This is a genomic window from Microbacterium suaedae (genome assembly GCF_003254645.1).
In the GTDB taxonomy this organism is placed as follows: domain Bacteria; phylum Actinomycetota; class Actinomycetes; order Actinomycetales; family Microbacteriaceae; genus Microbacterium; species Microbacterium suaedae.
Map to the genome: position 1 here is coordinate 902872 of NZ_PNFD01000001.1, position 18823 is coordinate 921694.

The 18823-nt window shown below is 70.1% G+C and carries 17 protein-coding genes; 5 read left to right on the top strand and 12 right to left on the bottom strand.

Features of this window, described 5'->3' with window-relative positions; translation table 11 throughout:
* Positions 1-201 precede the first annotated feature (201 nt).
* The 4 genes from C0012_RS04130 to C0012_RS04145 all read left to right on the top strand — a co-directional run bounded on the left by C0012_RS04130 (position 202) and on the right by C0012_RS04145 (position 3308).
* Entirely contained in the window at positions 202-1104 is a 903-nt protein-coding gene (locus C0012_RS04130; protein WP_110589624.1) for a hypothetical protein, read from the top strand.
* Between the two features lie 155 nt (positions 1105-1259).
* Positions 1260-2120, top strand: a complete 861-nt coding sequence (locus C0012_RS04135) for a spermidine synthase (protein ID WP_110589623.1) — start codon at positions 1260-1262, stop codon at positions 2118-2120.
* Between the two features lie 57 nt (positions 2121-2177).
* Positions 2178-2735, top strand: a complete 558-nt coding sequence (locus C0012_RS04140; RefSeq protein WP_332835670.1) for a hypothetical protein — start codon at positions 2178-2180, stop codon at positions 2733-2735.
* An 81-nt stretch (positions 2736-2816) separates the two neighbouring features.
* Entirely contained in the window at positions 2817-3308 is a 492-nt protein-coding gene (locus C0012_RS04145) for a SprT-like domain-containing protein (RefSeq protein WP_110589621.1), read from the top strand.
* A gap of 438 nt (positions 3309-3746) precedes the next feature.
* Here C0012_RS04145 and C0012_RS04155 read toward each other — a convergent pair whose 3' ends face one another.
* Complete coding sequence (locus tag C0012_RS04155) at positions 3747-4259, bottom strand: 2-phosphosulfolactate phosphatase (RefSeq protein WP_110589619.1); 513 nt, start codon at positions 4257-4259, stop codon at positions 3747-3749.
* 294 nt (positions 4260-4553) lie between these two features.
* Between C0012_RS04155 and C0012_RS04160 the strand changes: the two genes are divergently transcribed.
* A complete protein-coding gene (locus tag C0012_RS04160) occupies positions 4554-5603 on the top strand; it encodes a threonine aldolase family protein (protein WP_110589766.1) in 1050 nt (349 codons plus the stop codon).
* Positions 5604-5705: 102 nt separating this feature from the next.
* Here C0012_RS04160 and C0012_RS04165 read toward each other — a convergent pair whose 3' ends face one another.
* The 11 genes from C0012_RS04165 to C0012_RS04215 form a co-directional block, all read right to left on the bottom strand.
* Positions 5706-7145 carry a PepSY-associated TM helix domain-containing protein gene (locus tag C0012_RS04165; protein ID WP_110589618.1) on the bottom strand — a complete coding sequence of 480 codons (1440 nt, stop codon included), beginning with the start codon at positions 7143-7145 and terminating at the stop codon, positions 5706-5708.
* A complete protein-coding gene (locus tag C0012_RS04170) occupies positions 7142-8392 on the bottom strand; it encodes a Dyp-type peroxidase (protein WP_110589617.1) in 1251 nt (416 codons plus the stop codon). The genes C0012_RS04165 and C0012_RS04170 overlap by 4 nt, the downstream gene beginning before the upstream one ends.
* Entirely contained in the window at positions 8392-8919 is a 528-nt protein-coding gene (locus tag C0012_RS04175; protein WP_110589616.1) for a copper chaperone PCu(A)C, read from the bottom strand. Before C0012_RS04175 ends, C0012_RS04170 begins: the two co-directional genes overlap by 1 nt.
* Positions 8916-9521, bottom strand: a complete 606-nt coding sequence (locus C0012_RS04180; protein WP_110589615.1) for a copper resistance CopC family protein — start codon at positions 9519-9521, stop codon at positions 8916-8918. The genes C0012_RS04175 and C0012_RS04180 overlap by 4 nt, the downstream gene beginning before the upstream one ends.
* A gap of 119 nt (positions 9522-9640) precedes the next feature.
* Entirely contained in the window at positions 9641-10225 is a 585-nt protein-coding gene (locus tag C0012_RS04185; RefSeq protein WP_232527768.1) for a hypothetical protein, read from the bottom strand.
* 170 nt (positions 10226-10395) lie between these two features.
* Positions 10396-12996, bottom strand: coding sequence for an alpha-L-rhamnosidase (locus C0012_RS04190; RefSeq protein ID WP_110589613.1), 2601 nt, complete (start codon positions 12994-12996; stop codon positions 10396-10398).
* A 132-nt stretch (positions 12997-13128) separates the two neighbouring features.
* Entirely contained in the window at positions 13129-14055 is a 927-nt protein-coding gene (locus tag C0012_RS04195) for an alpha/beta hydrolase (protein WP_110589612.1), read from the bottom strand.
* Complete coding sequence (locus tag C0012_RS04200) at positions 14052-15284, bottom strand: family 1 glycosylhydrolase (protein ID WP_110589611.1); 1233 nt, start codon at positions 15282-15284, stop codon at positions 14052-14054. The genes C0012_RS04195 and C0012_RS04200 overlap by 4 nt, the downstream gene beginning before the upstream one ends.
* Positions 15281-16105, bottom strand: a complete 825-nt coding sequence (locus tag C0012_RS04205) for an ATP-binding cassette domain-containing protein (protein WP_110589610.1) — start codon at positions 16103-16105, stop codon at positions 15281-15283. The genes C0012_RS04200 and C0012_RS04205 overlap by 4 nt, the downstream gene beginning before the upstream one ends.
* Entirely contained in the window at positions 16102-17865 is a 1764-nt protein-coding gene (locus C0012_RS04210; protein WP_110589609.1) for a dipeptide/oligopeptide/nickel ABC transporter permease/ATP-binding protein, read from the bottom strand. Before C0012_RS04210 ends, C0012_RS04205 begins: the two co-directional genes overlap by 4 nt.
* Entirely contained in the window at positions 17862-18803 is a 942-nt protein-coding gene (locus C0012_RS04215) for an ABC transporter permease (RefSeq protein ID WP_110589608.1), read from the bottom strand. Before C0012_RS04215 ends, C0012_RS04210 begins: the two co-directional genes overlap by 4 nt.
* Between the last annotated feature and the right edge of the window lie 20 nt (positions 18804-18823).

The following is an 18823-nucleotide window of genomic DNA, read 5'->3' on the forward strand; positions in this document are numbered from 1 at the left end:
GACCCGCGCCGCTATCTGCGGGGATCACGCGAAAGTCCAGCCGACCACCATATGAAGGCATGGAAGACCCAATGGGCGCAACTGTTCACGCTACCCCAGCGGACACGCGATGTCCACCGTGGTAATTGACTCAGATTTTCCTCTCAGGTATAAACACGCGCCGCCCCACCAGTGGCGTACACGTCCCATACGCTGGACGACATGGATCGTTGGCCCTGGACCCTGTCGAACGAGAAGGCGTGGCCCGCGTCGGGCACCACCCTCAAGACCGGGCTCACGCAGCTCCTCGCGCGCGCCGCGGCATCCGGCATCGAGGTGGCGTGGAACGACGCACCCGGAGTGCGCGTCAGCTCGTCGGCGTTCACGAGCCGCGCACGGGTCGAGGCCATCACGGCCGATCTGACGGGATCCGAGATCACGATCGACGGCGCGCGCCTCGCCCACGCCGACGACGCATGGATCCCGGATCCACACCACGACGAAGTCGTCTCGCGCACGCCCGGCGTGATCGACGATCTGCGCCTCCGCGCGGATCCCGTCGCCGTCAACGGACGCGAGCTGCGAGCCGAGCTCGCCGTCACGCACGCGCCCGTCGAGTGGGTCGTCGTCCGAAAGGACGGCCGGCTGCTCGGATCCGCCGCCCCGGGCCGCGACGCCGAGAGGCGCGTCGCCGGCACCTTCCGCTTCTCGATGTCGCAGGAAGACATTGCCGAGCTCGCGCTCTCACTCGCGCAATCGCGGATGAAGGACGCCTCGCGCTGGACGGCCTCGCTGTCGAAGCTCAAGCTCGCGGTCGTGCCGAAGGGCGAGAACCGCTTCGTCATGACCGCAGGCGGCGCCGGGAAGGTGTTCTTCCTCCCGATGTCGGCGCGCATCGGCCTCGACCTCGAGGTGAGCCCGGATGGCACCGTCACGATCCACCGCGCGACGGCGGCGAGCCGGAGTCTCCTGTCGAAACTGCTCCTCCTTCCCCTGCGCCCCCAGCTCCGCGAGCTCGCGGGAAAGACGGAGCGCCTCGGCGACGACACGCTCGCGGTCACCGACCTCGCGCTGGACGCGGCGGACGGCCGCCTCACGGTGACGGGGCGGGTCCAGGCGCGGTAGCCCGCGGCGCTGGTCGGCGCGGGGAAGATGAACTGCACAACGACGCCAATTCTTCCCCACCACCCACCCCGAACCCCGAGATCACGGGGCCGCCCGGCGAGCACCCACCAGAATTGGCGTCGTCATGCAGAAGGCCCGTCCGCGACAATGTCGTGATGGGCAGACAGCGACAACGGGACACCCCGATTCCGCAGGCGCGACTCGACGGCGGCGGGATCGCCGAGATCCGGCCGTCCGACTTCGGAAGCGGATACGAGGTACTCGTCGACGGCACCCCGCAATCACACGTCGACCTCGCGGATCCCACCCAGCTCGCCTTTGAGTACGTCGCCCGCATGGGCGCGGTCATCGACCAGCTTCCCGACGGTCCCGTCACCGCCGTACACCTCGGCGCGGGCGGGCTCACGCTGCCGCGCTACATCGCCCACACGCGCCCCGGATCCCGCCAACAGGTCGTCGAACTCGAGCAGCCGCTCGTCGACCTCGTGCGCGAGCACCTCCCCCTGCCGCGCGAGGCGCGGATCCGCCTGCGATTCGGGGACGCGCGCGAGGGACTCAAGCGCATGCCGCCGGCCCTCGCCGGATCCGTCGGCCTGCTCATCAGCGACGTGTACTCCGGCGCGCAGACCCCCGCGCACCTCACGACCGTCGAGTTCTATCGGGCCGCCGCCGACCTCCTCGCGCCCGACGGGATCCTGCTCGTGAACGTCGCCGACGGATCCGGACTCGCGTTCGCGCGCCGGCAGGCCGCGACCCTGCGCGCGGTGCTCCCGCACCTCGCGATCCTCGCCGAGGTGCAGGTTCTCAAGGGGCGGCGATTCGGCAATCTCGTCCTCGCCGCGTCGGGCAAGCCCCTGCCGACCGACTGGCTGCCGCGGCTCATGGCGGCCGGACCGCATCCCGCGAAGGTCGCCGAAGGCCGCGAGGTCGACACCTTTATCGGCGGCGCGATCCCCGCCACGGACGACGATGCGAGCGCCTCGCCGAAGCCGTCGATGCGCCTGTTCGAGAAGTGATCCGCGCGCCGAGCTCGTTACCAGGTCGTGACCAGGCAGGATAGAAGACCGCATCGCGTGACGCGGAGGAAGGGAGCAGGCGTGGGCTTCATCCAGGGATACGATTCGGAGACCCTGCAGGAGATCGTCGACCGCCCGGGCGTATACGAACGCCTGGCCGAGGTGCGGCGCCAGCGCAGCTTTCCCGCACAGCTCGAACAGGTCTGGCTACTCAAGGTGCTCGGCGAATACGACGAGGCCCTGCAGATCTCCGAGCACACGGTGCGCCTCGCCCGCATGTCGGGCACACGCAAGGACCTCCTGCACGCCCGAGTGCTGCACGCGTCGGTCAACCAGGTCCGCGGTGCGCACGCGCGCGCCGAAGCCGAGCTCACGTCGTGCATCGAAGAAGCCGAGGGGCAGGGATGGCCGCGCATCACCGCGCTGGCCCACTCGCACCGCGGCAAGACACGCTACGACGCGGGCGACTACGAGGGGGCACGCGGCGACTTCAAGCGCGAACTGTTCCTGCGCCAGGAGATGGGCGCCGACGACGATCAGCTCGAGCAGACGATGACGTTCATCGAGGCGGCCGAGCGCAAGCGCTCAACGAACCGCGGCCTCTTCGCCAGCTGACGCCGCGGGCGGGGCGTTGCGGGGGCGGATCCCGACATCCCATTCGCGTCGGGTGTCGGAGGTGCGGATTAGCCTGGAGACGTGTCGGATCTGGATCGCGTGAGGGTGTGGGCGAATGCGCTCATCCGCATGCATCTCGACGAGAGCTGGACCTTCGCGTTCGACAACGCCAAGCGCCGCGCGGGGCTGTGCAACTACACGAAACGGCAGATCTCGGTGTCGCGCTACCTCGCGGCGCGATTCAGCGATGACGACACGCACCAGACGCTGCTGCACGAGGTCGCGCACGCGATCGCTGGGCCTGCCGCCGCGCACGGACCGGCGTGGACACGCGTCGCCCGCGAAATCGGATACGTCGGCGGCACGACGCACAGCCTCGAGACGGCGACCGAGCTGGCTCCGTGGATCGGCACGTGTCCCCAGGGGCACACCGTCTACCGTCACCGACGCCCCACGCGACCGTCGTCGTGCGTGAAGTGCGCGCGGGGCTTCGACCCGCGGTACACCTTCGCGTGGCGCCGCCGCGAGATCACCCACGCCGACCGTCTCGCGGCGCAGACCCCGCGCGACTGACGGCGTCATCCCCGCTCGGTGCGCCCCTTCCCGCCGCGGGGCAACACAACGCAGTCAATCTGGGCGACGAAGACGTGGATACCGGGCACTCTTGTCCGTTCGGTCTCGATCGGTGCACCCCTCCCGCCGCAGGGCAACACAACGCAGTCAATCTGGGCGACGAAGACGTGGATACCGGGCTCTTTTATCCGTTCGGTCTCGATCGACTGCGTTGTGTTGAGAGGCATGCGGCGTCCGAACCAGCGCGCGTCAGGTCCGCGGTGCGCCCCTTCCCGCCGGGCCGACACAGGAGGGCGCCCCGCCGGAAGTCCGTCTGTGCCGTGATTAATGGCACAGCACAACGCAGTCGATTTCGGCGAGAGTGTGCCGGAACCGGACCTACCGGCCCACTCGGCTTCAGATCGACTGCATTGTGTTGGACCGGCGGAGCGCGGACGGTCAGATGCGGGTGGGGTCCGCCTCGGCGTCGACTTCGGCGGCTGCCTTGACGGCGTCGCGGCTTCCCTCCGCGGCGAGCGCAAGACCGGCTCCGCTCGCCGAGACGAGGTGCTTCAGGGCACGGCGCAGCGCGCGAAACCCCTCCGTCGCTACGGCGAGGTCGGGCGCCGAGTGGTCGAGGCCTCGCTCCGACAGCGCGTCGCCGATCGCGCCGGCGGCGAGGTAGTCCTCAACAGCGAATGCACCGTCGTCGCCCGCCAGTACGAGCGCGATGGCGGTGCGCCCTCCACGCGCGACCTGCTCGTCGTACACGGCCCGCGCCGTGGCGGACGCATTGCGCAGAGATCCCGCGAAGACCGTTTCAGCCCGATCCCGAGCTGCTCCTCTGAGCCGCGCATCCTCGCCGATCGCATCGACGACCACCACGATCTCGGCCGGGGCGAGGTCGTCGAGCGCTCGGGCGCCCCACCCGAGTCGCACCTGATACGTCGCCTGAGACCGCGGATCCGTCATCCCTCAAGCCTAGAAGCGTGGGGTCCTCGGTGCACAACGACGCCAGTTCTCGCGCCGGGCACCCGATAACCCGGCGTGTCGGCCGCTCCTGCACAGAATTGGCGTCGTCGTGCAGGTCCACTGGACAGGATGGCTCCATCGTGCTCGACGAGCTGAGCTTGGTGCGGTGAGGACACAACGACGCCAATTCTCGCGCCGCACGCCCGAAAACCCCGCGTGTCGGCCACCCCTGCACAGAATTGACGTCGTCGTGCAGGTGTGCTCGGCTCTCCGGTGCCCGCATACCCTGTGTTCGTGGACACATTGCACGACACCGACCGGCGCGGGTTCGCCTCGGACAACTACGCCGGAGCCCACCCCGAGGTCCTCGAGGCCCTCGCCGCGGCCAATGCCGGGCACGTGAGCGCATACGGCGACGACCCCTATACCGAAGCCCTCCGGGCGCGCTTCGTCGACCTGTTCGGCGACGGCACCGAGGTGTTCCCCGTATTCAATGGCACGGGCGCGAACGTCATCGGCCTGCAGAGCCTCCTCACCCGCTGGGGCGGCGTCATCGCGCCCGCCATCGCACACGTCAACACCGACGAGGGTGGCGCCCCCGAGAAGGTCGGCGGGTTCAAGATCCTGCCGGTGCAGACTCCCGATGCAAAGCTCACTCCCGAGCTCGTCCGCGCCCACGCCGGCTCCCGCGGAGTGCACACGATCGTGCCGCAGGCAGTGTCGATCACGCAGTCGACCGAGCTCGGCACGCTCTACACCGCCCCAGAGATCCGCGCGATCGCCGAGGCGGCCCATGAACTCGGCCTCGCCCTGCACATGGACGGCGCGCGCCTCGCGAACGCGGCGGCCGCACTCGACATGCCCGTGCGGGAGTTCACGCGCGATGCGGGCGTCGACGTCCTGAGCTTCGGCGGCACGAAGATCGGTGCGCTGGGTGCCGAGGCGGTTGTCGTGCTGAACCCCGACGCCGTGACGGGCATCGAGTTCCTGCGGAAGAACACGATGCAGCTGGCGAGCAAGATGCGCTTCGTGTCGGCGCAGTTGCTCGCGTTGCTCGAGGACGATCTGTGGATCCGCGCGGGCGCGCAGGCGAACGCGATGGCGGCACGGTTGCGCAAGGGGATCCAGGAGCGCGGGATCCCCGGCGTCGCCTTCACGCAGAAGACCGAGGCGAACGGCGTCTTCGCGACGCTGCCGGAGGGCGTCGCCGACCGCCTCCGGGAGCATGTGCGCTTCTACGACTGGAACGCCGCGACCGGCGAGGTGCGCTGGCTGACGAGCTGGGACACCCAGGTAGACGACGTCGATCGCTTCGTCGGGCTCATCGCCCGATACTGCGGGTAGGTTCGGCGAACACAACGCAGTCGATTCGGCCCCGGCGACGCCGAAACACGCACGGATCAGCCTGACCGGTCCGAATCGACTGCGTTGTGATGCGCACCGCGGTCAGGTGCCGGCCACCGCAGATTCGCGCGCCCGCCGGCGCGCGATCAGCGACAACGCCACGTCGAGCGCGAGGAATCCGACGAGCGTCCACCCGACGAGCGGCAGGAACAGCCCGACCGCCACGGCGACGGCGGCGACCGCGGCGATGCCCCACCACGGGGCAGCGCGAACGGATCCTCGACGGGGCGGGCTCGCGAATCCGCGCGTCGGCCGCCTGCGCCACCACATGGCGTACCCGAGCACGATCATCGCCGCGATTCCCGCCGCGAGGGCGAGGAGCGCGATCTGGTTCACGAGGCCGAACATCGATCCCATGTGGATGTCGATCCCCCACCGTGAGAGCTTCGCCGCGAGGGGGAAGTCGTCGAAGTCGACCCGGTCGACGACCTCCATCGTGCGGCCGTCGATTGCGACGGCGTCCACCTCTGTGGGGAACGAGCGCTGGATCTCCTGGACGACCCACGCCTCGCCCTCCGCCACGGGCGGCCGGATCTCCACGAGCCCCGTGTCGACGTTCTCGCGCTGCGCGATCGCGAGCACCCCGTCGAAAGTCGCGGGGTTCGCGGCGCGCGGCGCCGGGTTGGCGGCACCGGATCCGCTGGCCGCGGCGCCGTGGCCCGCGTGCGGATCCGCCTCGGGCGCCTCCCCGGACAGGGTGGTCGTCACGCTCGGCGTCGTCCACGACAGCGCCGCGCGCAGATCCGACACATTCGCCCCGGCGTAAGTGGACCAGGTGATCCCCGTCGCCGAGAGGAAGAGCGCGCCCACGAGCACCCATATGCCGATCGAGGCATGCCAGCCGAACAGGCGCCGGTAGCCGCGGTGCTTACGGTTCGGGATCAGGAGGTCGCGCCGGCGACGTGTGCGCACGAACCGCGCGATCCACAACGCGCCGCCCGCGGCCGCGACGATTCCGAGCCAGCTCGCGGCGAGCTCGCTGTACAGCCGCCCCGGATCGTCGAGGAGCAGGTGGCGGTGCAGCTGCGAGATCCAGGTGCGAACGGGCAGCGCGCCGCTCGTGCCGTACACCGTCAGGTCGCCCGTAACGGCGCCGGTTCCGGGATCCACGAAGATCGCCCGCGACTCACTCGGGCCGAGCCCCTCCTGAGTGAACATCACCCGCGTCGTGGATCCCGGAACGGGAGCCGGACGCACCGCCGAGAGCGTCGCCTCGTCACCGATCTCGCCCTCCGCGATCTCGATCTGTTCTGCGAGCGTGAGCGAGGTGGCGGATGCAGGCACCTCGAGCACATCGGCATAGACCACCCGCTCGATCTGCGGTGCGATCGCGTACAGCCCGCCGCTGATGGCGGCGATGAGGATGAAGGGGCCGACGAGGATCCCCGCGAAGAAGTGCAGGCGCACCAGCAGCGGCATGAGCCAGGGCTTCCTCCGTTCGATCGGCGGGGCCTCGGGTGCCTCGGGGACGGTCGCGGTCATGTGCTCGCTCCTGTTTTCGTGAGAATCGTCTCGCCGATGAATCCGCCCTCTTGGCACCCGGGCGGGATGGCGAAGACGGCGGATCCGATCGGCGTCGTCCACTCGTTGAGAAGATCGATCTCGTCGAGCCGCCGCTGGATGGGAATGAACTGCCGTGCGACATCGGCCTGGTAGGACGCGAAGATCAGCCCCGCGTCGGAGATCTCGTCGCCCGCAGCGCCTTCGTCGTAGTTGTAGGCGCGTCGGAAGATCCGCTCACGGCCGTCCCCGCGCGCGCGGCGCATGTGCGAGAACGTCGGGATCACCGGGAACCCGATCGACGAGGTCGCGGTGAAATCGGGTTCGTCGAACTCGTCGGATCCCGTCAGCGGGGCGCCGTTCGACAGCGTGCGCCCGACGGAAGCCTCGCGACCGGGCCGGTCGAGTTCGTCCCACTTATCGAGGTTCATGCGGATGCGTCGCACCACGAGCCCCGTCCCGCCGTCCAGCCAGCCGTCGTCGCTCCACACGACCTCGTCGAAGTCGTCCGTGCCCGGCACGGGATTGACGGTTCCGTCGATCTGGCCGAACAGATTGCGCTGCGTGGTTCCCGGACGCACCGTTCCACGGGCGCGGCGGAATCCCTGCTGGATCCAGCGGACCGAGGCAAACGAGCGTGCGTCCTTCAGCAGCATCCGCGACGCGTGCGCGACGGTCAGCGGATCATCGCTCGCGATCTGCAGCAGCAGATCGCCATCCGAGAGCTCGGCGCGCAGACGATCGACCCCGAAGGAGGGCAGCGGTGCGAGCCAGTCCGGGCCACGGGCCCCCGCTCTCGCGACGAAACCCTGGCCGAAGCCGAACGTGACCGTCAGCCGCGCGGGGTGGACCGCGAGTTCGGGCTCCGAGTCGGCGAGGGCCGCCGCCCCCTGCGTGAGACGCGCGGCGTCGTCGCTGAGAAGCCACATGAGACGCGCGAGCTCCTCCTTCCCGACCCCGTCGCGCAGGTCGAGCGCGACAAAGGCGGCGTGCGCTTGCGGCTCGGTCGCGATCCCGGCCTGATGCGCGCCGTAGAACGCGACGGGCTGACCAGGATCCGCCCCGGGGTCCCCCGCGGAGGCGGGGGCGTCGTCGCGCATGCGCAGGGCGGCGTCGATCCCGACCGCGGCCGCGGCGCCGACACCGGCGACAGCTCCTCCGAGGAGGAACTGCCGCCGGCTCGGACCGCCCGCAGATCGTCGACGCGCGCCCTCAGCGGGCGCTGGCATCAGTGATCCATCTCGGAGTCGTCCTGCTCGTCTCCGACGTACTCTTCGTTCGCGCCCGAGTAGTCCTTCACGGGAGCTTCGAAGGTGTAGGTTGACTCGTCATCGAACGTGAGCGTGATCGACACCTGATCGCCCGCCTCGAGCGGACCCATCAGCTCCATGAGCATGAGGTGGCTGCCGCCGGGAACGAGCTCGAGATCGGATCCAGCCGGGATCCCGAACCCCCCGTCGATCTCACGCATGAGCATCTCGCCTGTCTCCGACTCGACGGTCTCGTGCAGTTCCGTCCGCGCCGCGGCATCCGTCGACGCCGAGACGACCGTCGCCTCATCGTCGCCGGAGTTGACGAGCATGCCGAACGCGCCGGTCATCCCCTCGTCGGCCGACTTGATCCATCCGTCTTCGATCACGACGGAATCGCCCGCGGGCGTGGCGGCAGGAGCATCGGATCCGGAGCAGGCCGCAAGGCCGAATCCCGCGACAATCAGCGCGGCGAAGGAAGTGATGCGGGTGGGAAAAGTGTTCATGGGGTTTCCTTGTCAGGAGTCTTTTGCGGCGCGTCGGATTCGGACGCGCCACGCGACGCGGTGCGGCGTCGCAGGAGCAGGAAGAGCACGAAGAGACCGCCGCCGACGACGGCCCCTCCGAGGGCGACGAGCGCGATGCGCCCCTCGCCGGTGTCGGCGCGGCTCTCGCCGTCCACGGGCGCGGCCGATTCGCCGGACGGTCCGAGGTACGGATCCGCGTCGCCGATCGTGAAGAGGACCGTCCCAGTGATGGGGTGTCCATCTTCCGAGACGACCTGCCAGCGGATCTGATAGCCGGCTTCTGGCATGTCGGCCGCAAGCGGAGCGGTGACGGCGGATCCGTCGATGCGGACTTCGCCCGTCGCCCAGTCGCGGCCGTCGTCGTCGACGACGACCACGACCGCGGTGTTCTGCGCATCGCCGAGCGTCAGCAGCTCGCCCGAGTAGACGAGCGAAACTTCCTCGGGAGCCGTGTCGAGTCGTTCACCGCTGGCCGGATTGCTGTCGATGAGTCGGTCGTGGGCGGACGCGGGCGCGGCCATCGCGAGGATGGCGACGAGCACCGCGACGACGCCCACGACGGATCGTGTGATCCATCGCATGGGTGTGTCCTTGCCCTTCTCGTGGCGCGCGAGCGCGCCTCATCTGATCGTGTGCGCGCCGGATCGGCGCCGCACACGGCGTGCACCGCGCGCGGCAAGGAGGCCGTGCGCGGCGGGGATCAGATCGAGAGGAGCGGTGGTCCGCGGCGCCGGACGGCGGCGAGGAGCACCTGGTGCGATCGGGTGCCGAGGACGAGGGTCCCGAGGTGCAGGCGCGGGGCATCGACCTCGACCGGCAGGGTCACGAGGGCGCGCACGCGGCGCGCGAGGATCCGCGCGATGTCGCGCATCAACGCGAGCGCGCGACGCACTTCGCGCTCACCGCGATGCAGGATCCCGACGGTGATGAGGGCGGCGATCGCGTGGCTCATCCACATGGACGCGTCGGCCATGATCGCGGTCGCTGCGGATCCCTCGACCGTCGGCAGCGCGATCGTCCCGTGATGCTGGTGCCCCGTGGATGCAGCGCCCGACGTGTCGACCGTGCCGAGGACGAACAGCACGTGGAACAGCATTTGGCTGATCCCGACCGAGATCGCGAGGCGCCAGAGCGACAGCTTCCGGCCGGCGAGCAGGGTGCAGACCGTGAAGGAGAGGACCCACGGGACGACGATCCCCAGGGGTCCGGGCAGAGCGCCGCCGCCGCCGATGTGCGAGAGGAGCGCGATGAATGTCGCGACGCTGGACGCCGTGGCGCCGCGCACGACATGAAGGCTGCGAGACCTCTGCACGTGCGTATCATCTCACAGCGCGCGGGGCTCCCCGTCTCGCCACCCCCGGCATCACAACGCAGTCAATCCGGCGCGGCCTGGCGGGATCTGGCCCGTTTCGGCGTTGCCGCGCGCAAATTGACTGCGTTGTGTTTCCGGGAGGGTCAGGCCCCGAACATCGCCGGCGGGCGGGCGGGCTCCGGCGCCTCGAAACGACAGGCGAAGGAGTGCGTCCCCGGGGCGACCTCCACCGGGTCAGAGCCGTCGGGCAGCCGGATCTCGGCCGTCGTCGAGGGCGGAACGGTCACCTCGATCTCGAAGGAGGTTCCGTCGAGCCTCCAGCTGACCGCCGCGTGCCCGTACGGCGTCTCGTGCGTCGCCCGCGCCGACGTCAGGTGGGGCGACGGGATCGGCGCAACGCTCAGGCGGCGGTACCCCGGGGCGGCGGGCGCGAGGCCCGCGACGCGACGGTGCAGGAAGTCGGCGACGGCTCCCAGGGCGTAATGGTTGAACGAGGTCATCTCGCCGGGGTTGATCGACCCGTCGGGCAGCATCGAGTTCCACCGCTCCCACACGGTCGTCGCCCCCATCGTCACGGCATACAGCCACGACGGGCACTCCTTCTGCATCAGCAGCTCCCACGCCGTCGCGCCGTTTCCGGTGTCGGCGAGAGCGTCGGCGACGTGCGGCGTGCCGAGGAAGCCGGATCCGATGCGGTAGTCATCCGCGACGACCTGGCGCGCGAGGAGCTCGCCGGCGTGCGCACGCTGCTCGTCGTCCAGGAGTCCGAAGCGGATCCCGAGGGCGTACGCCGTCTGCGACGGGAACGCCGCGCGTCCCGTCGGCGTGACGTACTCCTCGCGGAATCGCCGCGCGGCGCGCTCGAACAGCGCGCCGTACTTCTCCTCCGCCGCGGGCTCGCCGAGCACCCGCGCTGCGTCGCGCATGATGCGGGCGGTCTGGGCGAGGTAGGCGACCGCCACGGGCTGCCACGGCAGGCGCGCCGCCCAGGGCTGGTCGTCGGGGGCCGCGGAGTCGAGCCAGTCACCGAGCGCGAATCCACCCTCGAACGCCAGGGCCTCGCCGCCACGCGCAGCGAAGCGGTCGGTCCAGGCGGTCATCGACGCCCACTGCCGCCGCAGGATCCCGGCGTCGCCGGTGCGCTCGTAGATCGTCCACGGGACGATCGTCGCGGCGTCGCCCCATCCCGCCTCGGCGTCGAGCGGCGGCAGCTCGTCGGACGCCAGGAAGCTCGGCACGTACAGCGGAACGTTGCCATCGTCGTGCTGATCGGACTCGAGATCGCGCAGCCAGCCTCCGAGCATCCCCGAAGTGTCGTACAGGAACGCCGCCGTCGGGGCGAACACCGCGAGGTCGCCCGTCCATCCGAGGCGCTCGTCGCGCTGCGGGCAGTCGGTCGGCACGTCGAGGAAGTTGCCGCGCATGCCCCACACGACGTTCTCGTGCAGGCGGGTGAGGAGCGGATCCGATGCCTCGAACGTTCCGACGCGCCGCATATCTGTGTGCGTGACGACGGCGTCGAACGCGGCCGGATCCACGTCTCCGGGCCACCCCGTGACCTCGACGTAGCGGAAGCCGTGGAAGGTGAAAAGGGGCTCGTACTCCAGCGGATCCCCGGCCGAGACGATCTCATCGGTCGCGCGCGCGGCGCGCAGCGGACGGGTTCCAAGCTCACCGTTCTCGAGCACCTCGGCGTGGCGGAGCGTGACGACGGATCCCGGATCCAGCGCCGGCACGCGCACCCGAACGCGGCCGACGAGGTTCTGCCCGAAGTCGAGAACGGTGCGGCCGGACGGGGTCGTGATGACCTCGGCCACGGGCAGCGTCTCGGTGCGACGCACGGGCGGGCCGTCGGGGTGCACGAGCGTCGTCACGTCGAAGGGCACGGGCGTCGCCGCGCTCCAGTCGCCGTCGTCGAAGCCCGGCTCGTCCCATCCGCCGAGCACGCGCCGCGCGTCGAAGGTCTCGCCCATGTACAGATCGGCGCGCGTGACGGGTCCGAGCGTCGAACGCCAGGATCCGTCCGTTCCGCGCACGACGACGGATCCGTCGGCGAGGCTCGCCTCGAGCTGCACGAGCGCGGCGGTCGTGTCACCGTAGATCTCGCGCTTGCCACCGAAGCCGAGATATCCGCGGAACCAGCCATCGGCGAGGTGCACACCGATCGCGTTGGTGCCGGGATGGACGAGGTCCGTGACGTCCCACGTGCGGAAACGCAGACGCTCGGCGTACGTCGTCCACCCCGGGTGCAGCACGTCGTCGCCGACGGTGGATCCGTTGAGGCTGAGAGTCATGACGCCGTGCGCCGTCGCGCGGATCCGCGCCTGGACGACGCCGTCCGGCAGCTCGACCTCGCCGCGCAGCAGAGCCGCGGGCTCGCCGCCTTCGCCGGCCTCCGGCAGGCTCGGCGCGACGAGCGACGCTTCCCAGAGCGATGGATCCAGCAGCCCCGCCTCGATCGCGAGGGGCGCGCTCCAGTCGCTCGCAGACCCGTCCTCGCCCCAGACGCGCACACGCACCTCGCGCCGCTCGCGGCTGGCGAGCGGGGAGAACGGCCAGGCGACGAGAACCTGCTCGGCGGAGTCGACGCGACCCGTCGTCTCCTCGCCCGAGGCCAGCTCGTACGCCGCCTGCCGCCAGCCGGGGATGTCGGTGTCGGTCACCCAGGACAGGCGCGGCGCGGCCTCGCCGATGCCGAGCGGCTCGGTGTGATGCTCGGCGGACAGGCGGGTGATGGAGATCATCGGAGGTCCTCTCGGAAGTGTCGAATGCACAACGACGCCAATTTTGAGTTGGCCGGGTGCCCGAAGCCCGTGTTTCCGCGGACGGCAGCAGAGCACACCGCAGAATTGGCGTCGTTGTGCATCGGGGAGGGGTCAGGTGTCCTTGCGTTCCCAGGCGGAGAGCGCGGGGACGTCGAGAGCGAAGCGGGTCTCGAGCCACGCCGCGGCCTGGCGGAACCAGTCGGCGGCACGGGGCTCGATGTCGCCGCGGGATCCGGCGCTCGCCTGCGTCGCGAGCGAGAGCCCGTGGCGGCCCTTCTCGTACACGTGCAGCTCGTACGGCACGCCGACGTCGGCGAGACGCTCGGCGAAGCGCATGCTGTGCCGCGCCGGAACGAGGGTGTCTCCCGCCGTGCCCCAGAGGAATGACGGCGGGGTGTTCTCGTCGGCGACCAGCGCGGGGCTCGCCGCGACGAGGGCCTCCTGCGAGGGTGCGCTCGTGCCGAGATACGCGGTGGCGATGGCCAAGCGCATCGTCCGCTCCATGTCGGCCATCTCGCCGGCGCGCTCGACGACGTCGACGTAGTCGGTGACCGCGTACGCCGCGATGAGCGCCGCGGGCCGCAGGCCCTCGCCCACGGCGTCCGTGATGACGGGCTTGTCCCAGTGCGTCGCATACATCGACGCGTTGTGCCCGCCCGCCGAGAAGCCGCACACGGCGATGCGGTCGACGTCAACCGACCACTCCCCCGCGTGCTCGCGGATCTCTCGCATCGCGAGCCCCACGTCGACGAGCGGATTCGGGTACTGCGATCGCTCGCGCGGCTCGATCGCCCGCGTGAAGTCGACCTCGCCGTACACCGAGTACCGCAGCACGAACGCGTGATAGCCGAGCGACGCGAATGCCATCGCGATGGGCTCACCCTCGCGGTCGGAGCAGCTGAGATACCCGCCGCCCGGCAGGATCAGCACGGCGGGGCGCGCGGCCCCGCCGAGCATCTCGGCCGAGTCGTCGAGCACATAGGTGGTCAGCGTGACATCGTCGCGTCCCTCGCGGAGGGGAATCCGTTCGATCTTCATGTTGCCTCACGGTATCGGCGAACCGCGTCGGCGTAGACGCCGGCACTCGGCTTCGGGGTGCGCACGAAGGTCTCGCGGTCGACTTCGACGAGCCCGAGCTTGGATCCGTATCCGAAGATCCACTCGAAGTTGTCCATGAGCGTCCAGTGGCAGTAGCCGAGGATCGGCGTGCCGCGCTCGGCCTCGATCGCGAGCTCGGCGAGCGAAGCAGGGATGAAGTCGGCGCGCACGGCGTCGTCGTCGGTCTGGATCCCGTGCTCGCTCACGAGCACGGGAACGCCCGCGACCTCGTGCGCGTAGCGGGCTGCGCCCGCGACCGATGCGTGCGAGATGACCGTGCCCATGCCGTTGCGCGGACCGTCGGGGAACACCTCGCCGTCGGGCCCGTGCCACACGCGCTCGTAGTTCTGCACGCCGATGAAGTCGTCGCTGCGCGCCTCACGCAGCCAGAACTCGTAGACCTGCTCGCGCTTGGCGTCGCGACGCTGTTCGCCGCCCGCCATCGCGATCTCGTCGCCGATCGCGATCGAGACGCCGACGGGGAGGTCGGGTCGACGCGCCTTGATCGCCTGCTTGCCGGCACGGTGGGCGCGGAGGAAGCCGTCGCGCAGCAGCTCCTGATCGTCGGCGGGGATGATGTTCGCCGCGTAGTAAGAGTCGCTGCCGGCGTCCTTCGCCGCCTGCGCGAGCATCGCGCGCTTGGCCTGCTCGACCTCGGGCGGCATGTGCCCGAGCGCCTGCAGCACCTGTTCGAGGTTCGGCTCGTTGAGCGTGATGGCCATGCCGATCCGGTCGCCGATGCGTTCCATCACGCGGTCGCAGTGCGCCGCGAACAGCTCGGGCGCTTCCGGCCCGATCCAGGATCCCGACGCCGCGAACCAGTGCGGCGCCGCGAAGTGGCAGAAGGTGATGAGGGGCGTGATGCCCCGCTCAAGCGCGCCGTCGACGACCTGCTCGTAGTGGTCGAGCGCGGCGGTGTCGATGACGCCGCGCTCCGGCTCGATCCGCGCCCACTCGACGCTGAACCGATAGGCGTTCAGCCCCATGTCGCGGACGATGTCGAGATCCGTCTCCCACATCTCGTAGGCGCGGCACGCGGGTCCGCTCGGCTCGCGGAAGATCGTCGGCGATGTGTGCTCGAGCGTCCAGATATCACTGTGGACGTTGTCGCCCTCGTTCTGATGCCCGGCGCTGGCGACGCCCCAGTAGAAGTCGGTCGGGAAGGTCATTTCTCTCCTTGCAATGCCCTGCGCTCGGCGCGGCGCTTCTCCTGTGCCACCGGGTCGGGCACAGGAGACGACAGCAGCAGACGCTGCGTGTAGGGGTGTTCGGGGTGGGACGTCACCGCGTCGCCGTCTCCGAACTCGACGATCTCGCCGCGGCGCATGACGGCGACGCGGTGCGCCATCTCGCGCACGACGGCGAGGTCGTGCGAGACGAACAGGTAGGCGACGCCCGTGCGCTCCTGGATCTCGAGGAACAGATCGAGCACGCGCGCCTGCGTCGACAGGTCAAGCGCCGAGACGGGCTCGTCGGCGACGATGAGCTTCGGATCCAGCGCGAGGGCGCGGGCGATCGCGACGCGCTGCCGCTGACCGCCGGAGAAGTCGCGCGGGCGCCGCTCGATCGCGTCGCCCGGCAGCTGGACGACGTCGAGCAGCTCGCGCACGCGGGCGGTCGCCTCGGCCTTCGGCGTCTGGCGCGCGACGAGGGGCTCCGTGAGGATGTCGCCGATCGTCATGGTCGGATCCAGCGACGAGTACGGATCCTGGAAGACGACCTGCAGCTCGCGCCTCAGCTCGCGGCGCCGCTTCGGCGTCGGGTGGCTGATGTCCTCGCCCGCGTAGGTGATCGTCCCGGAGGTGACGGGCGCGAGACCGAGGATCGCGCGCCCGATCGTCGACTTGCCGGATCCGGATTCACCGACGAGACCGACGGTCTCTCCCGCGCGGATGTCGAGCGAGACGCCGTGCACGGCGCGGAACGGCTTCGCGCGGAACCCGCGCCCGGGGTACTCGACGACGAGATCGTCGACCGTGAGGAGGCTCATGCGTCGCTCCCTTCCTCGAGCGGCTGGCGCGGCTGGCCGCGCGGCACCGATCGGAACAGGCTCTGGGTGTACTCGTGCTGCGGATCGGCGAACACGCTCCGGCACGGCCCGGTCTCGACGATCGCGCCGTGCTGCATGACCGAGACGTGGTCACAGATGTCGGCGACGACGCCGAAGCTGTGGGTGACGATGAGGACCGACATGCCGCTCTTCTCACGCAGATCGCGCAGCAGATCGAGCACCTCGGCCTGCACCGTCACGTCGAGGGCCGTGGTCGGCTCGTCGGCGATGAGCAGATCGGGCTCGGTGGCGACGGCCGCCGCGATGAGCACGCGCTGCGCCATGCCGCCCGAAAGCTGGTGCGGATACGCAGCGAACGTGCGCTCGGGATCCGGGATCCCGACCGTCGCGAGCAGGTCGAGCGCCTTCTTCTTCGCGTCGGCCTTCGACATCCCGTGCACGACGCGGAGCGGATCCGTGAACTGATCGCCGACCGTGAAGGCGGGGTCGAGGTTCGACATCGGCTCCTGCGGCACGTAGGCGATGCGGGATCCGCGCAGCCGATTCATCTCGCGCGGCGACAGCGCCGTGAGCTCCTGGCCGTCGAAGCGGATGGATCCGTTCACAACCTGGCCGCCGGTCGCGAGCAGGCCGAGCACGGCGAACGCCGTCTGCGATTTGCCGGATCCCGACTCGCCGATGAGCCCGTGCACCTGCCCGCGACGGACCGTGAGGTTCGCGTCGTGGACGACGGTCTTCCAGCCCTCGTCGCCCGGGTAGGCGACGGCGAGGTTCTCGATCTCGAGGAGCGGATCCGCCTGGCCGTCGTCCTCATGGACGATCGCCTTCTCGGGGGCGCGCTCGGCTCCCCAGGGCGCGCGGGCGGCCTTCGCGGATCCGTGGGATCCCTCGAGCTCGTCGCGCAGGGCCGTTCCGAGCAGGACGAGCGCGATCATCGTCAGGCCGAGCGCGAGCGCCGGCCAGAGCACGAGCTGGGGCGCTCGGGTGAGCTGGTAGAAGCCCTCGCTGAGCATCTGTCCCCAGGTCGGGGTGTCGGGCGAGCCGAGGCCGAGGAAGTCGAGCGCGGCCATCATCCCGATACCGCCCGCGATGATGCCGGAGGTGAGCAGGATGATCGGCGCACGCACGGCCGTGAGCACGTGGCGGCCGATGATCGCCGGGGTCGTGAGCCCGCTCGTGCGCGCCGCGTCGATGAAGAGCTCGTTCCGCACGGCTCGCACCGAGTTGTAGACGACGCGGTAGTAGGTGGGGGAGATGATCGCGCCGAAGAGCGCCATCGTCAGCCACATCGACGGCCCGAAGGCGGCGCGCGCCGCGAGCAGGACGACCATGCCCGGCAGCGACATCGTGAGTGACGTCAGCCAGGAGGCGGCGGTGTCCGTCCAGCCGCCGAAATAGCCCGCGATGAGTCCGCCCGTCACGCCGATGACGGCCGCGACAATCGCGACGACGAGGCCGCCCGCGAGCGAGTAGGTCGTTCCGATGATGAGGCGCGAGAGCACATCCCGCCCCGCACTGTCGGTTCCGAGCGCGTGCCCGTCGCCCGGTTCGCCGAACACGTTCCGCACATCGGTGACCGTGGGATCCATCGGTGCGAGCCACGGTGCCGCGAGCGCGACGAGCGCGACGAGCGCGAGGAAGACGATCGAGGGCGCGCCCAGCGGGTGGCGCACGAGGCGCGCGAGAACGTGGTCGCTGCCGCCCGTGCGGGCGATCGTGGTGACGAGGGTCGTGGTCATGACAGCCTCACCTTCGGGTTGATGACGCCCTGAAGCAGGTCGACGATGAGGTTGACGACGATGACCATCGCGCCCATGACGAGCACGATGCCCATCATGAGCGGCACATCGCCCTGCGTCGTGCTCGTGAGCGTGATGGGGCCGAGGCCGGGGATCGAGAAGATCTGCTCGACGACGACGGCCGCCGAGAGGATGATGACGAACTGCAGGCCGAGCACGCTGAGCGCGGGGCCGCCCGCGTTGCGGAGCACGTAGCGGTAGACGACGCGCTTCTCGGGCAGGCCGCGGCTGCGCAGCGTGCGCACGTGATCGCGGCCGAGAACGTCGAGGACGGATCCGCGCACCTGCTGGGCGACGCCGCCGACGGATCCGATCGCGAGCGCGAGGATCGGAAGCGTCACCGACTGCAGCCAGCCTCCCGGCGAATCGGTGAACGGTGTGTACCCCGTCGCGGGGAACCAGTCGAGCTGCACCGCGAAGAGGAGCACGAGCCCGACGGCGATGAGAAAGCCGGGGATCGCCTGGCCGAGGACCGCGAGGATCTGCACGACCCGGTCGAGGGCGCCACGGCGGGTGGCCGCGACGACGCCGAGGACGACACCGAAGATCCCCGTGAGCAGGACGGATCCGATCGCGAGAATCACCGTGACGCTCGTGCGGTCGAAGACGGTCGCGCCGACGGGCTGTCCCGTGAACCAGGACCGCCCCATGTCGCCCGTGACGAGCGCCGCGGCCCATGCCGCGAACTGCTCGACGAGCGGCCGGTCGAGGCCGAAACGCTCTTCGACGATCGCCACCTGCTCGGGGCCTGCGGTCTGGCCCGCGATCTGCTGCGCGATGTCGGCGGTTCCCATCCGGAGCAGGAAGTACGCGGCGATCGCGAGGACCATCAGCAGCACTGCGCCGGACGCGATGCGTTTGAGGAGAAAGTTCAGCATGTCTCAGCCTTCGTCGGAGG

Bases quoted from the DNA above. Each gene is read 5' to 3' on its own strand.
- C0012_RS04130 (WP_110589624.1), top strand. From the start codon at position 202: ATGGATCGTTGGCCCTGGACCCTGTCGAACGAGAAGGCGTGGCCCGCG.
- C0012_RS04135 (WP_110589623.1), top strand. From the start codon at position 1,260: ATGGGCAGACAGCGACAACGGGACACCCCGATTCCGCAGGCGCGACTC.
- C0012_RS04155 (WP_110589619.1), bottom strand. From the start codon at position 4,259: ATGACGGATCCGCGGTCTCAGGCGACGTATCAGGTGCGACTCGGGTGG.
- C0012_RS04165 (WP_110589618.1), bottom strand. From the start codon at position 7,145: ATGACCGCGACCGTCCCCGAGGCACCCGAGGCCCCGCCGATCGAACGG.
- C0012_RS04170 (WP_110589617.1), bottom strand. From the start codon at position 8,392: ATGCCAGCGCCCGCTGAGGGCGCGCGTCGACGATCTGCGGGCGGTCCG.
- C0012_RS04175 (WP_110589616.1), bottom strand. From the start codon at position 8,919: ATGAACACTTTTCCCACCCGCATCACTTCCTTCGCCGCGCTGATTGTC.
- C0012_RS04180 (WP_110589615.1), bottom strand. From the start codon at position 9,521: ATGCGATGGATCACACGATCCGTCGTGGGCGTCGTCGCGGTGCTCGTC.
- C0012_RS04190 (WP_110589613.1), bottom strand. From the start codon at position 12,996: ATGATCTCCATCACCCGCCTGTCCGCCGAGCATCACACCGAGCCGCTC.
- C0012_RS04195 (WP_110589612.1), bottom strand. From the start codon at position 14,055: ATGAAGATCGAACGGATTCCCCTCCGCGAGGGACGCGACGATGTCACG.
- C0012_RS04200 (WP_110589611.1), bottom strand. From the start codon at position 15,284: ATGACCTTCCCGACCGACTTCTACTGGGGCGTCGCCAGCGCCGGGCAT.
- C0012_RS04205 (WP_110589610.1), bottom strand. From the start codon at position 16,105: ATGAGCCTCCTCACGGTCGACGATCTCGTCGTCGAGTACCCCGGGCGC.
- C0012_RS04210 (WP_110589609.1), bottom strand. From the start codon at position 17,865: ATGACCACGACCCTCGTCACCACGATCGCCCGCACGGGCGGCAGCGAC.
- C0012_RS04215 (WP_110589608.1), bottom strand. From the start codon at position 18,803: ATGCTGAACTTTCTCCTCAAACGCATCGCGTCCGGCGCAGTGCTGCTG.